This is a genomic window from Neolewinella persica DSM 23188, from assembly GCF_000373105.1.
Lineage (GTDB): Bacteria > Bacteroidota > Bacteroidia > Chitinophagales > Saprospiraceae > Neolewinella > Neolewinella persica.
This window is the reverse complement of sequence record NZ_KB890429.1, coordinates 95,191-112,571: the sequence shown is the minus strand read 5'-3', so window position 1 is coordinate 112,571 and position 17,381 is coordinate 95,191. Positions and strand designations below refer to the sequence as shown.

At 50.3% G+C, this 17,381-nt stretch carries 9 protein-coding genes and 1 pseudogene; 4 read left to right on the top strand and 6 right to left on the bottom strand.

The genetic code is table 11. From position 1 onward, the window contains the following. The 6 genes and pseudogenes from B036_RS34110 to B036_RS0111990 form a co-directional block, all read right to left on the bottom strand. A pseudogene (locus tag B036_RS34110) lies at positions 1-188 on the bottom strand (transposase); the annotation flags it as partial. Between the two features lie 120 nt (positions 189-308). Beyond that, positions 309-1,346, bottom strand: coding sequence for a T9SS type A sorting domain-containing protein (locus tag B036_RS32020; protein ID WP_052333953.1), 1,038 nt, complete (start codon positions 1,344-1,346; stop codon positions 309-311). A 74-nt stretch (positions 1,347-1,420) separates the two neighbouring features. Then, positions 1,421-11,419, bottom strand: coding sequence for a PKD-like domain-containing protein (locus B036_RS34430; protein WP_020568970.1), 9,999 nt, complete (start codon positions 11,417-11,419; stop codon positions 1,421-1,423). Positions 11,420-11,990: 571 nt separating this feature from the next. Next, on the bottom strand, positions 11,991-13,286 hold the full coding sequence (locus tag B036_RS0112000; RefSeq protein WP_020568969.1) for a TRAP transporter large permease: 1,296 nt from the start codon (positions 13,284-13,286) through the stop codon (positions 11,991-11,993). After that, entirely contained in the window at positions 13,273-13,728 is a 456-nt protein-coding gene (locus B036_RS0111995) for a TRAP transporter small permease (RefSeq protein ID WP_020568968.1), read from the bottom strand. The genes B036_RS0112000 and B036_RS0111995 overlap by 14 nt, the downstream gene beginning before the upstream one ends. A gap of 113 nt (positions 13,729-13,841) precedes the next feature. Continuing rightward, positions 13,842-14,939 carry a TRAP transporter substrate-binding protein gene (locus B036_RS0111990; protein WP_245557464.1) on the bottom strand — a complete coding sequence of 366 codons (1,098 nt, stop codon included), beginning with the start codon at positions 14,937-14,939 and terminating at the stop codon, positions 13,842-13,844. Between the two features lie 117 nt (positions 14,940-15,056). Between B036_RS0111990 and B036_RS0111985 the strand changes: the two genes are divergently transcribed. The 4 genes from B036_RS0111985 (at position 15,057) to B036_RS0111970 (ending at position 17,341) form a co-directional block, all read left to right on the top strand. After that, positions 15,057-15,269, top strand: coding sequence for a hypothetical protein (locus tag B036_RS0111985; protein WP_020568966.1), 213 nt, complete (start codon positions 15,057-15,059; stop codon positions 15,267-15,269). A gap of 58 nt (positions 15,270-15,327) precedes the next feature. Continuing rightward, entirely contained in the window at positions 15,328-15,699 is a 372-nt protein-coding gene (locus B036_RS0111980; RefSeq protein ID WP_020568965.1) for a hypothetical protein, read from the top strand. 126 nt (positions 15,700-15,825) lie between these two features. Next, positions 15,826-16,155 carry a hypothetical protein gene (locus B036_RS33540; RefSeq protein ID WP_020568964.1) on the top strand — a complete coding sequence of 110 codons (330 nt, stop codon included), beginning with the start codon at positions 15,826-15,828 and terminating at the stop codon, positions 16,153-16,155. 145 nt (positions 16,156-16,300) lie between these two features. Continuing rightward, positions 16,301-17,341 carry a pyridoxal-phosphate dependent enzyme gene (locus tag B036_RS0111970; RefSeq protein ID WP_020568963.1) on the top strand — a complete coding sequence of 347 codons (1,041 nt, stop codon included), beginning with the start codon at positions 16,301-16,303 and terminating at the stop codon, positions 17,339-17,341. The last annotated feature ends 40 nt before the right edge of the window (positions 17,342-17,381 follow it).

Sequence of the window (17,381 nt, the reverse complement as noted above, 5' to 3'; positions counted from 1 at the left end):
CGTCGCTCACGAAACATAAGAATGATGACGAATAGGTTGAAAAAAGTCCCCACCAGTCGCTTATCAATAGCAGCATCCAAATCTACCCTTATCTGACGGGTGTAACGATCTACTTGACGAAGGAGAAATGGACCTGCTTTTCGCTTTATTGGAGTAGTTGCTTTATCTTGCAGTAACTTTAAAAACATAGGCCTTTTGAGTTTTTCTTGAAGTGTGAGAACTCCTCGAAAATACACAAAAGGCCTAATTTTTTGTCATCGCCAAAATTCGGGATGACTCATGTTTGCGTAAAATCAATTGTGCAGGTACTAGCGTACTACTACACGCGTAATGCGGCGTTCTCCACCGTCGGTAACTACCAGTTGGTAGACTCCCGAACGAAGAACGGGCAAAGCAGTATTAAGGCTGCCATTGCTCAGTCCGTTCCAATCGGCCACTTTGCGGCCGGCAGCATCTAATAACTGAATATCGGCACCTCCATTGGTCCATGGGCCATTCAATTGGACAGTAAGCCGGCTGCCAGAAGCAGTAGGATTAGGGAAAACGGCAACTTCACGGTTGGCGGAAACTTCCAACTCGACCACTACGATCGGGCTGTAAGCTGAGGTTCCCGTCACATCCACCTGGTTCAGGCGGTAGTACACCGTGCCTTCACCTGGGTTCAGGTCGGTAAAGTCGTAATTCGACGTACTGGTTGTAGTCTCGTTACCGTCAACGACACCAATCTTTTCGAATCCAGTGGCGGGGTCAGCCGAACGCTGTATTTCGAAGTAACTGTTGTTTGATTCCGTCGCGGTAGACCAGTCGAGTTTCACTGCACCATCGTTAGCGGTGGCCGTAAATTCGGCCAGAGCAACGGGGAGAGAAGCAGCAAGGAAGTCGAAGAGGTCACGAAGTGATGCATCTCCATCGGGTCCCACTATTTCGCCTCCGAAAACGGACGCCTGAAAGAAAGAGTTCGGGGCAATAAGAATTCCGTCTGCAGTGGCGTCATACAATTTCACCGTAAGGCTGGGTGCCTCATTGTAAGTAGGGCAGTTATTACCCCCTGCATTAGTTCTTAGATACAGGTTTGCTATCGAAGGGTTGGCACCAAAACCGACTGACAAAGCTGAGACACCGATGACGTCACCGTTACCATTAAAAACAGCAATATAATCCCCTCCACCTTGTTGTGCGTTCACACCATCAATTCTAGCCGAGACTCTAAAGAGCGTACCTTCTCCGCCAAGGGGAGATGCCTGCACGCAACCGGCAGGAAAAGCAAAATCAGCAGGCTGGGCAATTAGGGCAAAGCCGGGCAAAACAAGAAACAGAGCAACTAAGCGTGATAAATACTTTATCATTTTTTGGGATTTAAATTTGGGGAAGACCGGAAAACCCGGTCTTCCCCAGTGTTTAGGATTCAATTATAATTATCCTACTTGCGGATAATCTGCGTGTGCCCTTTAACGCCATCATTGGTCAGCACACGTACTACGTAGGCACCGGCCGGTAACTGATGGAGTTGAAGGTCGACGGTAAGCTGTCCTTTCAACTGGTTGGAGAGCTCACGCTCAGCAACCACCTGACCGAGCAGGCCGTAAACTTCTACCCGGACCATTTTGTAATCCTGATCCAACTCGAGATTGACTTTCGTCAGGCCTTCGGTTGGGTTCGGGAATACTTTCATGCTGAATTCATCAACGACGCTTGGTTCTTGTACAGAATTAGCAGCGTTGAAGTTCAGATTCATCTGGCGGAGGTTCCACGCGCCATCAAAGGTAACACCAGTGGCAATTACCTCACCACGGAATTCGGCAAAAATCTCTTCGCCGTAGGCGAAGCCTTCTACCATATCCGTAGTTTCGGTAAGATCACCGAAGAGGATTACGTTGTCGTACGTTCCATCCTGACCTACGGCAAACTTACCATAGACGTTACCAGCGGCATCCTGAAGACGAACGAATTGTCCTTCATATTCGCTGCCAACATTCGTATAGCCGAAGAGGCGATCAAAATTAGACGTCGGCATCTGCTCACGGTCTCTCCAGGTTCCCGGGGCATAGTCCGCAGTCACATCGAGGAGATAACCCTGGCTGGCATTCATGAGGATGTTGTTACCATCCAGCGGATTGAAGCGTAAAAGTTCGAAGTTACCGGCTTCGGTAACGGTACGAACCTGATTCAGGTCACCAGCTCCAATCAGCGTACTGAAGTAATTGATGGCCGTTTGAACCTCAGGCTTAGTGTAACCGACAATGTTCAAACCATTGATCAATTCTACCCGCAAGCTCGTATCTGCAGCAATTCCACAAGTGATAATTGTCGTAGCCTGGTCTACCTCAACGATGTAACCGAATCCATCGAGGATTGGTCCAACAGTATTACTTGTCGTACCGAATACAGGGTTGTAGTTGTAGGATCCGGGAGTGCCAGTAATTGGATTAATGGCGAAGATGGAGAGCAGGTTATTGACAGCGATATCGTCCGCAAAGATGTTTTCCACCGATGCATCCTCGGGCAAGGCCGTAAAGCTGATTACGTTAAAGCCGGGTAGCAGGTTGATGGTGTCACAAGGAACCGCGGTTGAACAGTCAACCAAGCTGACTACTTCGACCGAAATGCCACTGACCACATCGCTGCCGCAACCGTTCGCGCTGGTTACTTCGTAATCGTAGGTGTAGGTACCAGGCGTTGCACTTCCCTGGTTGAAAATGCCATCACTACCAACGGCAATGAAGTCGATTCCCGCCGTTTGAGTAAAGACGCCACCAGGCATTGCATCAGTCAACAAGTCAAACAAGTTGAATGCTACTGCACTCTGGCAAGCTTCACCGGGAGTACCTACGTAAGAACCTGCGTTCGGAGCGGGCTCAACCATGACGGAGAAAGTAGTAGAGACAACAGCACAACCAGAGTTTCCACCACCGACGGTGTAGGTAAACTCTACCGCTACTGGCATAGGATCAGATCCACCGATCATCGGTGTGTAGTTAGCGCCACCTGCAAGCGGAGCACCGTTTGCGTCTGTGAAGACACCGCCTTCAGTTTCACCAAGGAGCGCATTGGTCAACAGGAAGTTGACACCATCACACTGTACACCAAGCAAAGGATCAAGTGTTCCTGAGTTAGCTTCTGTAGAGAAGTTGAGGCTGATTATTTCGGTTACCGAACCGCAGTTGCCATTAGTCAGGTTATCGTAGGTAACCTCAAAGTTCACAACTCCCGGCATGAAGGTGCCAGATGGGGTGATAATGAGCGCCTGCTCGTTATTATAAACGATCGTTCCAGCCTGTAGGACGGGATCGCCTACGAACGTAGGGTTGTTCCCATTAGACCGTGTCAACGCAAAGCCACTTGCAGTACCACCAGCGTATTCCCAACGGTAATCAGCATTAACCATCGTCAAAATTTGCTCGTTGGCGTCAATGGGGAAGATAGAAGTCCCTACACCCGTTTGAGCACAAAGCACCATTTCGTTCAGTTCCAGATCGACTTCCGGGCGGAAGCTGATCGTGGTGGTATCAGGTATACCGGCACAACCAGCACTGTAAGGTGTAGCGATGTAGGTAACTGTTTTGATTCCAGCAGTTGAGTTCGTGAACGACAGATCATCCAGGCGCGTAAAGTAGAAGGCCGGATTCTCGAACGGAGCAGCTACGGTAAATTCACCGTCTTCTGTACCTGCACCGGCGGTCAAACCGGTAGCGTCAACTTGAACGATGAAGCTATCAATAGCAGGCAGGTCAGGATCGTTAGCAATTGAGGAAGCAGTGCGTACGGCAAGGTCGAAGAGCTCACCGCTACAAAGTGTGTCCAAACCAGTAGGGATTGGATCAGTTATTGCATCGTTAGTTACCCGAACGTCAACACGGGCAATATTTGCGGGACTAACAACTACATCGAACTCGACTGTGCCATCAGATCCACAGTCAACACCGTCGTTCTGGTTATTTACAGTTCCGTTAGCTTCAAAGTAAGTAGTGTAACGGACGGTAAAGAACTGGGCACCTGCGCTTAAGTTCATGATCTCACCGGCAGCGTAGCTAAGGCTATCGCCTAGTTCGCTAGCGGGGAAGACCATCGTGGTACCTACGGTGTAACCTGAAAGGCCGTCATCATCAACCGAAATGGTCATTGCAGCCATCAGGGTGCCGTTTGCAGCAGTAGCTGCGGCAGGAACCGTGGTGGTCAGCGCCTGGCCAGAACACATGCCGAAGGCAGGGTTCGGGTTCAGGAATGCGCGGCTGTTCTCGAGGCTGAAGGTAGCAGTGCTGTCCAGAGAGGTCAGCTGAACCGTTGCATCAGGATTAGGATTAACGGTTACTGTATAGGTTACGGGGTCACCGGCACAACCGTTATTGAAGGGTGAAACGGTGTACACTACGTCAAGTGGTGCATCCGTCGTGTTCTCCAGTACATCATTAGCCATCAACGTACGGCTTCCAGTGGCAGGGTAAGTACCATTGGTCAGGATGACACCCATTGGGATAACAGCTTCAAATTCGAGATCAACGTTGTTGTTGAAATCAGCAAAAGAAGTTCCCCAGGCACTGTTCGGTGCAGGGTTAACCACCAGACCGGTATTGTCCAGATTACAGATCACAGTATCAAGCTGGTAAGAGTTGGTTTCGACCAAAGAAATCACCGGCTCCGCCGTGTAGCGGAAGTTATAAGTAATCGTTTCGCTGAAACAGCCGGGGCCGGAGACGAGACGAACTTCGTAAGTCACGATTGCACCTCCACCAGTGCGGTTACGGTAAGTATCCATACCGAAGAAGCCTTCTGAGCGACGTACCGTTACTGGCGTACCACTGTATACAGAAGAGATTGTTTCGAAATTCGCAGCGTTAACAAGAGCAACGTCGTTGTATACCGTATCGATGATGATCGAATCGTAGGCGATCATGTTCGTGATCGTCTGGGTAGCATCGATGTCGAATCCACTGTCATCGAGGGATACATTGGAACAGAGGCTGACCTGAGCGGGAGCATCATCCACACCAACAAATTCGGGGTAAACGGTTACCGTCAGGCGGAGGGTATCACCAAAGCAGTTGGCTGCACCTTGACGTACAATACGAGGCACAACCGTGTAAACTACATTCTGTGCTTCTGTACCGTTGTTACGAATTCTCCTTTCGAAGAAGAAGATATCGTCCTGCGCAGGGGAGTTAGTTCCGCCAAAGTTGCCATTGGGTCCGCTGGCGCGGGCACCATTGGAGGTGTTGAAACTGATGTCTGGTCCAGTTGTAACGTCGACAACATTAGCGCGTACAGAACCCACACCCGTTGATGGGATGGTCATAGAAGAGAGGATAGCTGAAAGGCTGTCACCGCTACAAATCTCAGCGCTGTAGTTACCGTTACTGTCCTCGGAGATCATCGTGCCACTGCTGGCCAGCATGATCGTTGGGTTAGGTTCTACGGTTACGTTTATGATCACCTCTGTTCCTGGACAACCAGCCTCAGTGCTGGTGGACAGGGTATAAGTCACGACCTGGGCCGTGTCTTCGTTGTTCACAAAGGTTTCTCCGTACAGTAGAGTATCCAGGCCAGAATCGCCAACACCCAACTGTGCACCAGAAGCGTCAAGCAGCGCTGGTACTTCTTTATCAACTACCGTAAAGCGAACGTCGTCGTAAGCGATTAGGAAGGTAATAGAAGCAGAGCCTGCGGCGTCATCGCTAACATCTTTCAGACCAATGCTATTGGAGAAGTTGTTGTTAGATTGGTAGGAAGCACCGGAAGTACCCGCAATACCGTTTGTACTACTGCCGCCGTCACCGCCGATCCAGCCGCCGCCGCCGCCGCCGCCGTTGTTGTTACCGGCACCGCCAGCAAATGTTGGAGCGCCGCTACCGCCGTTACCGCCAGGGCCAGCGCCAGAAAGGCCATTGCTTGATGTTCCGCTATTGGAGATGGTTAGGTTATTAACCGCACTGTTAAGTGAGCCAGCGCCAGCGCCGCCACCGACGACTACCTGGCCGATAACTCCACCTTCGTTCATACTATTAGGGCCTCCAATAATGGAAAGGCTTGTACCTCCGCCACCAGCACCGGCCATTACACCATCAGCACCAGGCTGACCGAGGATTGCACGCAGTGTATCTCCTGGTTGTACGATGCCACCAATGAAGTTGAAAACACCATCGACTTCAGCACCCAGTGCGCCCATAGTACCATTTTGAGAAGCACCACCACCGTTGGCAGAGCTTAGCTCAAATTGCAGCAGGTTTACACTGTTCGCATTGTCCGGGAAAACAAAATCTGTATCAGTTGCAAAGTCATGGCTGCCACGAACAAATGATAAGATTGAATTGGATCCACTAAGAATTGCCGAACTAATTGGTTCGTCACTACAGATGTTAATCTCCTGAGGAGTAGGAACGCCACCAGGGCCGTTGGCCGTCACTTCAGGGTTTAAGAGAACAGTGATCTGAATCTCGTCCCCAATACATTCCCCCGCAGTACTTGGATTATTGGTATCGCTTTCCAGGTAAGGCGTAAGCGTGATAAACGCAAAGTAAGGAGTGTTGGTGGTGTTAGTTACGTTCTGTGCTCCGATCAGGAAACCAGAAGCATCGACGAGTTCCGTTCCGTTAGGGATGTTAAAGAAGTTTGACCCTCCATTACTGAAGAAGGAGAACTCCACGTACTCTGCACGTCCGGGTATACCGATAGACGTAAAGTCGAGCCCGCCCAGGCTGAAGTCGTCACCACTACACAATTCATAGATGTACGCGTCATCTTGCGGCGTCAGCGTTTCAGCCACTCCGCCCGCAACAACATCAGCAGTCAGTTCCGGATCAGGTAGTACCGTTACCGTGTAGGTTACCGGAGCACCGACGCAACCGAAGCGCGTGGTGGCGAATACGGTGTAAGTCGCAGTTTGCGGAATACTGGTTGGGTTTTCAAACGCATCGTTCTGGAAACGGAACGCACCAACACCTGCGCCGCCAACCGGGTAGTTGACATTGCCGAGGTAGATCAGATTACCCGGATCGAGATCGTAGGTAAAGGTTACGTTACTGGTATTAGTCCAGGTAGAATTGAAGGCCGAATTCGGCGCAGGGAAGGTTCTCAGCCCGGTAGCTTCTCCTTCACAAACGGTTACCGCAGTATTCGCTGTGGAAATAACCGGCTCTGCGCGGATCAGGAAGTCGTAGGTAATGACATCGCTTTCACAACCGGCATCAGAAATGAGCTGAATATCATACTCTACGGTTACACCGGCACCGGTAAGGTTCCGGTAGGTATCATTCTCGAAGTAGTTACCTGCCTGCGTGAGGATAACACCACCATTAGCAAGCCCCGTGGTATCCACTACTGAAACCGCAGTGAAATTAGGATCCATTGAGCTAATACGGTAGCCTACCAGGCGAATTGAGCTAAAGGCAACGTTGACGTCATCAGCCTGATCGGCTTCCAGATCAAACGGTGCTGCACCGAGGTTTTCCCCAGAACAAACATCAAATTGAGCTGGGTTGAGGTCCGGCGTAAAGCCAGGCTCTACCGTTACCGTGAAGGTGAATGGTTCGCCAAAACAGTAGTTAATACTTGGCTGACTCATGTTTGTTGGCATAATAGAACCATGATCTTCAATAACCGGAGTTATGGTGTAGACAATGGTTCCCTCAACGCCGTTATTATTACGTACCCGGTTTTCGAAGAACGGAATATCGAGGTCATCTCCAGAGTAGAAACTGTCAAAGTTGCCACTGCTTGCTCTGCCCGTGTTATTTCCCTGAATATTGGCATCAGTAGTGGTCACATCCACCATGAACCTCAGGTCACCGACTCCATTAGAAGGAATCGTCATTGATTGCAGTAGAGCATTAATTGGATCTCCGCTACAAACCGTAGCTTCGAAACCGTTGATCGCATCACCAGTAACGATAGTTCCATCACTTACGATGCTCGCCGTCGGTACAGGCTCAACGGTAATGATCACCTCTACCTGACCACCGTTACAGTTTGCTTCGGTAGTTGTATTGAAGAGGTAAGTTACATTGATGGCCGTATCCGTCATATTCACGAATTGCTGGCCGTAGAGGATTGTATCCACTTCACCGTCAACAATCACTTCACCTACACTGGTAAGACCCGCAGGTACATCAACGGGCTGCGCCAGAGAGAAACGAATATCATCATATACTACGGTGTAGAAGATGCTGGCCTCGCCTTCGGCTGCGCCGTCGGTTGTTTTCAAAGCGAAGGTTGCGAGATCGTTAGCTGGGCTACGGAAGGAAGCACCACCCTGGCCTGATTGACCAGACTGACTGTTACCCCCATTACCGCCAACGTGACCGCCGCCACCGCCGCCGCCGTTTACGTTACCGGCTCCACCTAAGGAGGTGGGTGTCCCTGTTCCACCAAAACCACCAGGCCCCTGGCCCTGCATGCCGTTAGCGGCCATGTCCATAGTAAAGGTGCGGGCATTACGCCCATTTTCGCCATTACCTGCACCGCCGCCACCGGCAGCAACGAAGGTGTAAAGCAGGTCGCCGGCTGAAATCATGCTACGACTAGTACCCGCAGTAACAGTAAGCAAAGTGGCATCGCCACCAGCACCGTTAGTGTTGTTAGCAGCACCCGCTAATCCCTTACGAATGCGGATGGTGTCCCCAGGAAGCAGTTCGTTTTCATCAAGTCCACCGCTTACAATGGCCCCAAGGCCTCCGGAGCGGCCGGTAGTGGCAGTAGGCGTAGTACCGCCGCCATTGGCGCCAGTAAGGTTAAAGCTGAAGTTCTCAATTCGGTTGGCTCCTTCCGGAACTACGTAGAAAGCGTCAGTTACTCCTGAGAATACATTCGTTTGGGTAATCCGGGTTTCCAGATTCATTCCGGAACCGGAAGCTCCATTGATCCTGTATTCAATACGCTCGTCGCTACAAACGACATCCGTCTGAGGCGAAATAAGTGCTGGAGCGGTTGGGTTCAAAGTCAGGAATATGCGAATCGCTTCTCCACGACAAAGCGGGAAGTCGGGACCACCTACTTCATCTTCAAAGTAAGGCGTCAGGACGATCTGAGCCACCTGAGCATTATTAGCAGGGTGGTTGTTCTGAATATTCGTCTGGCCGATGGCGAAATTGTCAATCGGAAGGAACTGCGTTGTTTGCACATCGCCAAGTTCGTAAGGGCCTCCCTGGTCGATCTGAAGGAAGCGAGCGTCACCAAATACACGGTAACGAACGTACTTGGCTTTGTTGCCTGCGTGGTCTTCCGGAATCATGAGGTTATTCAACTGGAAGTCGTCTCCGTTACAAATTTCGTAGGCTTCTACATCGCCACCCGTCAGAGTAGTGGAAAGTCCGCCGATGTTTAAGTCATAAGAAAGGGTTGGACGAGGAGAGACCGTAACGGTGATTGTACGTGACTCACCTTCACAGGTGTTGTCCAATTGTCCTCCGCCAACGGCAGGAGAGGTTTGCGGGAAGGTAGGTGTGATTGTCAGCGTAGCGACCTGGGCCATACCGCTGGTATTGGTGAAAGTAGCCACTACCGAATCATCACTTTCGTTATCTGTTCCTGAAATAGCTCCGGCAATCGTCAGTTCCGGGCCGAAGGTCCAGTTGTAATTGAAACGAACATTTGCGTTGCCGCCGTCACCGTTAAGGGTAATGTCGTCAGATTCGAACTCTTCTCCGGAACAGACGATGACCTCATCGTTAAGGATAGGATCAACAACTGGTAGCGGGCGCACCATAAGGGAGAAATTCTCTACTACAGATACACAGCCGGTGGCATTGCTCTCTTTTGTTACCGTAAAGTCGATTGTTTTTGCACTGTTGGTAGCGTTATTGAAGCTGCCAACTACACTACCCGTACCAGTGTAGTTAAACATGGTAGCTGCGAAAGCGCCGTCTCCGGTTACATCCATTACGCTGGTGTAAGCAATGTCGTAGGTGAAAGCAGCGTCGTAATCAGCAATTTCGAGGTTGATGTCCTGCCCAGAGCAGTAAAAACCGCCAGTGATTTCGCCGCTTCCTGCCATGGCAGAATGGCTGGTCTCCGTGGTATCAGGTTGTGCATCGATCTGGAGCGTGAAGGGGAACAGGTTTACACAGCCTGTGGAACCGTTCTGAATTTCCAGTACAATCGCCACCGTGGTGTCCTGATCAATAGACCGGCAGAAACCAATTCCGGAGGTCCCAAGAGTGAAGGTGTAAGAACCGTCGCCATTAGCACCAGTAGAGAGCGAACTACGGCCAGAGGTTGGGCGCGTCCAACAACCGTTGTTAGTTACGTTGTTATCAAAATTAGAACCATCGATCAGGCGGTAGTTAGAACCTGCGCTGATACCAGTGATGGAGGCGATATTAAGGTCGAAGAGCGAAGCATCTGCACAAATTGTTGGCGCAACCACGCCAGTCGCTACGATTTCAGCAGGCGACCCAATAAATACGGTCTGATCGTCCATACATCCGCCGTTCTGGGCGGTAAGGGTGATTAGGTAAAGACCTGAAGTGAGGCCGGATTCGGTCTGCGGCTGGTAGCCCATGTTATTAGCGGTAAGCGTACCGTTGCGAACGAATTGGCCGTTTTGCGTAATGATGTAGCTCAAAACACCATTGATGTTCGGATCGGCATCGTCAACATCAACAGTAATGGTACCATCGGAATCTCCGAAACAGGTAACGGGCGTTGTGCTACCTTCAACCATGAATTCTGCTGCCGGGTCACCTACTTCGACATCATAGGCAACTTCACAACCCGTCTGATTGTCAAAAATCAGGAAGGTGTACGTTCCTGAAACCAACGACTGGTTAGATTCAATAAGGTAATAACCGGTGTTCGGCATGTTAGGGTTCGGGAAGGTTCCCGGAGGAATCACAGAAACAAAGGCTGTTGGGCTGTAAGGCTCCAACCTTACGCTAAAGCGATTGTTGGCGTAGGTTCCACCATTAATGGCAACGCGAATACTGGCCTTACCGGTAGGGACATTCATACAAGGAGGGTCGATGGTCCGTGTATTGTCCGTAGTAATGCTCAGTTGAGAAAGCGTAGTCAGGTCGTAAAAGTTACTTTGGACTTGCCCAATACTAAAGGTCTGTTCGCATCCACCAGGTGACAACTCAGTCACCCCTAAAAGGCGAACGAAGTTTCCTCCGGATGGTAAAACAAACCCTGGGAGTTCGAAAGTAACGATACCGAAGTTCGCTACCGCATCAACGGTTAGCATACCCAGGGTGATGTTACCAAAGAATATTGATTCCAGAGAGAGATTAACCGGACCATTGATGGATCCGACGTTAAAATCTATGGTAACATAAGGGTTCTGAGCAACACCTGCATCAGAACAGGTATTTTCAACAGTAACCGAAATGATGTTAGGATCAAGGCCACATAGTGTTTGGGCCTTGGAGCCAAAAGATAAGAGCAGGAAGACCGCTAGGAATAGCGATCTACACACTGGAGTAAAATTCTTCATAGGGAAAACGATTTGTTCGGGATGAACGCCAATTTATAAGGACGATTTTGGGTTATAAAACAGTGTAAAAATATGTTTCTCGGCCTGAGCCGCAGTTTTTATTGAGTTTAGGATTTGGCATTTTTCAACCAATCCAAAATACGCAAAGCGTACCCGGGCAGGCCCGTGAACGCTGTGATCTTTAGTTCTTTTCTGTTATTACTTAGGTGTGTAGTAGGCTAATCAAAATCGGAGATATCCGATGAATTCAGTGCTCTTTAGAAAAAATAAGTCACGCAAACATAAGCAATAACTTCCCTATACACCAAGAATTACGAGGGTACAATTAGACTTTAATCATCATACCGCCTATTTAAGTGCATTACCAATGCTTTACCCATTGCTAATTCCACGTATATGTGCACCTGCGGCCGCGCCCTTGTATTTAGTCTAGTAGTCTAGTAGTGCTGCCGCTGCTACCACTCATTTCGCTGCTCTCATTCGCCTTAGGTGAGCTAGCGAAGCGCAGTGAACGGTACTGGCGGTAGCCAACTCAGTGACTCAGTCCCTCTCCAACTCACTACACTGAGGCCTAGTCAAGAAGAAGATTAGGTAACCAAAGCGAGAGCCCCGGGATAAAGGTTACCGCAATTAAGGCCACCAACATCACCAGAAACAATGGCGCCAATGGCCTGAGTACCTGGGTCAGCTTAATTTCAGCCACCCCTACCCCGACAAAGAGTACGGTACCGACAGGCGGTGTGCATAAGCCGATGCACAGGTTAAGTACCATCATGATACCAAAATGGATTGGGTCCATCCCCAACTCCGTGACGACGGGTAAAAAGATCGGCGTAAAAATCAGCACGGCGGGGGTCATGTCCATAAAAATACCAACTGCCAGCAGTATGAGATTTATTAGTAACAATATAATGATTGGGTTATTACTTACTCCCAATAACCCTGCGGTGATGGCTTGTGGCAGGTTCTCGTAACTCATTACCCAGCTAAGGGCAAGTGATGTAGCGACCAGCAGCAATACGATGGCCGTTGTATTGACACTTTCGGCAAACACAGCTGGCAGGTCTTTCCAATTCAATTCGCGGTACACAAAGGCGAGAACCAGGCAGTAAAGCACCGCTACTGCGGAGGCTTCCGTTGCCGTGAAAATTCCTCCGACGATACCACCGATTACCACCACCAATAACAACATACTTGGGAAGGCCGCACCGGCGGTCTTGAGCATGGTGGTAATTTTCCATGGCGCACCATTGGGATATCCCTTCCGCTTAGCGTAAATGGCCGCCGCCAGAATAAGCAACATACCGGTAAGAATCCCCGGGACATAGCCGGCTACAAATAAGGCAGCAATACTGACACCGCCCGAAGCCAGGCTGTAAACGATCAGGACATTACTGGGTGGGATGATCAGCCCCGTAGTAGCGGAGGTAATATTTACCGCCGCAGAAAACGGCCGGGGGTAACCTTCGTCTTCCATTGTTTTGGTCATGATTGTACCGATGGCACTCGCCGCAGCAGCGGCGGAGCCGGCAATGGCACCGAAGAGCATTGCTGCAACTACGTTGACGGCCGCAAGCCCGCCAGGTAAAGGCCCGACCAGTGCCCGGGCAAAGTCGATCAGCCTTTTGGCTAAACCACCCCGGTTCATGAGCTGTCCGGCCAGGATAAAGAAAGGAATCGCCAACAGGCTAAAACTATCGAGCCCCGTGGCCATACGCTGGGCGACGGTACCGGCAGCGACCAGACTATCCATTGTAGTGAGTAGGGTGATGAATGCCGTTAGTCCCAACGTCCAGGCTACGGGAACCCCCAAGCTTAGGAGGGCCAGAAAACTAACGATCATGATCGCGACTTCAAGGCCGTCCATAAATGATGTCTTTAAGTTGAAAGAAAGAGATTAGGAGCCCGGCCAGTGGTACGGCCAGATAAACGATGCCAATGGGAATATCGAGCGTTGGTGCGCGTTGCCCCAGGCTAAAGGCCAGCCATACAAAATAGGCTCCACCGATGACCAGAACGCCCACCGCAAAAATCAGGATCAACAGGTCGATGACCCGGTCCAGGTTTCGCTTACGCGTACCTTCCAGGCTATCGGGCAACAAAGAAATCGCGATGTGGCTTCGGTTGGCCACGGCATAGGCTGATCCCAACAGGCTAATCCAGATGAGCAGGTAACGGGCCAATTCCTCGGTCCAGCCCGCCTGGTCTCCAATTGCGTAGCGGGTAAATACGCCCCAAAGCACCACACTTACCTGGACGGCAAGGAGGGCGGCGCAGAAGTACCCCAGATAGGTAGCAATTTTTGTCATAAGAGAATGGGAGAATTAGAGAATGAGTGAGTGGATGAATTAGAGAATGGCGGAATGAGAACACAGAAAAACGAGGCAATTCCTGCCCCATATTCACTCATTCTATAATTCCCTCATTCACTTTGCTGAGCTTGTATCCGGTCCAACAACGGCCCAAGCACTGGATGCTTTCGTGCGGTGACGTACATGGGCTTTACGGCCTCACGGAAGGCAGCACCATCTACTTTGGTGAAGGTGACCCCCTCCTTTTCAAGGGTGGCGACTGCCTCTAATTCAGCGGCGCGCCAAATGCTGCGTTGGTAATCAGTACCGACGGCAGCGGCCTCGCGTAGCCAGGTACGGCCTTGGTCGTCCAGGGCATCCCAGGTGGCCGTACCAATGATGATCACATCCGGAATGGACGTGTGCTCATCATAACTGTAAAACGGGGTGACCTCATAATGCCGGCTGGTATAATAGCTTGGCAGATTGTTCTCCGCCGCGTCTACGACACCTTGTTGCAGTGCCGTATATAATTCACCATAACTAATCGGCGTTGGTGATCCACCGAGGGTCTTGACCATGTTTACGGCCGTTGCACTGTTCATCACCCTCACTTTTTTGCCCACCAGGTCGGCAGGGGTTCTTACCGGCCCGTCTTTGGTGTAGAAGCAACGCGTGCCGGAGTCGAAGAAAGTAAGACCACGCAGACGCACCTCCGCCCCCTGACTCAGAATTTCCTGACCAACCTCGCCATCTAACACCCGGAAGCTGTTTTCCCGATCAGTAAACAGGTAGGGCAGACTGAGGACGCCATAAGCTGGCGTAAAATTCTCCATCACGGCAGCGGAGACTTTCGTCATGGCCAAAGAACCAAGCTGTAACAACTCCAGGCACTGTTTTTCTGACCCCAGCTGGCCGGAAGAATAGATTTTGATTTGCATTTTCCCGCCACTAATTGAATCCAGGGCTTCTCCCATCCTGACCAGCCCGGCATGAACGGGGTGGGTAGGATCAAGGGTATGGGCCAGGCGTAAAGTCTGGACCCCATCGTTCGTTGCGCAACCGGAAAAAGCAAACAGTAACCCAAACAACAATAGCCACCCCGGTGCCCGAAAAGGTACGTAGGTAGTGGGCGCGGCCGCAGGTGCAGGGTACGTTAACGGGAGCAGTGAAGGAACTACGACGGTATTTTTATCGGCAAGCAAGTGATCGATTTTAATTCGTGTCAAATATACACAGTTTAATTTAAGCTTGTGTTTTGCACATTAAAAGATGAAGATAGATCTTCGTGGTCGAACATCCACCAGGTATTAGCTGCTTATAGGGATAATCAAAATCACCTTACTATGAAAGCTATACTTCCTATTATCCTCGTCGTTGCAGGCATCGTCTTTGCTTACCTCGGCATCACCACCTTTCAGGGCTCTTCTGCCGACGTTGAAGTCCTTGGCCTCGAAATTGGAGCTACCGACCAGGGCGCGCAGACCACCGCTATTCTTTACGGCGTACTGAGCATTGTGTGCTTTGTTGCCGGTGCCTTTACCTTTGGCAAGAAATAGAAGGTGGGCCATTGATCTAATGGACACTAGTTTCACAAGATCTAATACCGCATCCTAAATGAATAAGCCACGAGTAATAAAGAACTACGAAAAACTTGATGAGGAGGTACTGCAGCAAATCAAGTTGAAGTACCCAGAAGGTTTTGTCGATTCACTAGTTCGGTTTACGGATGTGGATGGCCGCCTAAACAGTGCACTCCCTTTTGAAACCGAAGAGAAGTACTACCTCATCCGGATGACAAAGAGCGAAGCCCTGATCATAATTGATGACGACGACGACTACGATGATGACGGCAACCTGCTTGACGAGGCCCGTGAAGAGTACAAAGACAGGCTTGACGAGGATGAAGACGACAACATCGTAGCGGCGGATATTGACCCCGACGAGTTGATCGACGAGGAAACTGAAATTGATCAGGACGAGGACTAATCGGTTGTGCAATAAATCTTAGAAGTCAGCTATTCGTAGGGTATCACTTCTTGATTTACTGCGTTAGACAATACTTTTTCAATTCATCGCTCCATCTATCGGGTGATGGGTTGATCGCAGGTTGCTTTGGACAATTTTGAGGAAAGAAAAAGAAAAGATTTTTTAAAAAAAAATCTGCTTTTTTTGGTGACCAAAGTGCCCTTATCGACTCTTTATGGGGTGCCAGCCGATAAGGCTGGTCGTATGCAACCATTAACCTCAACAATTAAGCATAGATTCACCATGCCTACCACTACAAAAGCCTCCAAAACCGCCCTGGCCAAGAAAAACGCCGAAGCCGAAAAAGCCAAGAAAAAGGCGCTTCGCGAAGGAAAGAATAAATTGGCAGCACCAGCTGGCAAACCAGGTAAAAAAGGAGCCTCGCTGATTAACCAAAGCAAGACTAAGAAGAAGTAAGTACTTGTTTGCCCATTTTCGGTGTAACAAGATCTGCAGCTGGTGGTTTTCGCGAACCACCAGCTGTTTTTTTTATCTTACATCCAATATTTGATGAAGGCAAAAAGTACTTGTAAGTGCCGATGACGGCTATAAATAACAATAGATGACCCTTCGGGACGCCGTAAAGACGGCGAATAATAATGTGGGGTCTGTGGCCCGAGAAGAGAGTCTTCGCTCAAGTGATCCCAGCATTGACCGGGAAGAAAGGTTAGTGGCCTTTCGCCGGATTACCAACCTCGAAGTAGGTAACACCTGGCTTCGCCGGTCACGTTCTATTGAACGCGACTTCGGTCTGGCGGACATCTACCTGAAGTTCGAGGGCGACAACCCATCGGGTACCCAAAAAGACCGAATAGCCTTTGCCCAGGTGGAAGACGCCCTGCACCGGGGCTTCGATGGCATTGCTCTGGCTACCTGTGGCAACTACGGCGTGGCCGTAGCATTAGCCGCAAAGTTAGCCGGGATAAAGTGCCACATATTCATCCCTGCCGGTTACCATACACATCGCCTTCCTGAAATGGAATTGCTCAACGGGCAGATATATCGGCCGGAGGGTAGCTATGAGGAAGTAGTTCTGCTCAGCAGCGAGAGGGCCAGCAAAGAAGGCTGGTACGACGCTAACCCTGGTGGGCTGAATACCGAATTGCAACTAATGGCCTACGCTGGCGTGGGCAAGGAACTACGAAAAGAATTGGGTTATGCTCCCGTCAGTTGTGCCGTTCCCGTTTCCAACGGGACGCTGCTGGCTGGCATCCACCGTGGCCTTGGTGACGGCCAAGAGACTATGATGATCGCAGCTTCTGCTACAGCTAAAAACCCCATTGTCCATTCCTTTCGTAAGGGGTTTAAAAACTGCGTCGACCTGGACCCGGCCAAAATTCGCGAGACCATCATTAACGAACCGCTGATCAACTGGCACAGTTTCGACGGTGAGGAAGCGCTGTCTGCTGTTTATCGATCCGGCGGCCTGGCCTACAATATCAGCGACGAGCGCATGCGCAAGATGGCCGCTTACCTCAGTGATCGAGAGGCCCTACGCGTTCTCCCCGCTTCAACGGCGGGGCTGATTGCCCTGCTAAAAATGCAGGAAGAAGGCGTATTACCAGAAGGAACACACGTAGCGGTGCTTACCGCTAAGCGTTAAAATAATTTGGGGGCGAGCGCGTCCTGCCAAAACAAGACCA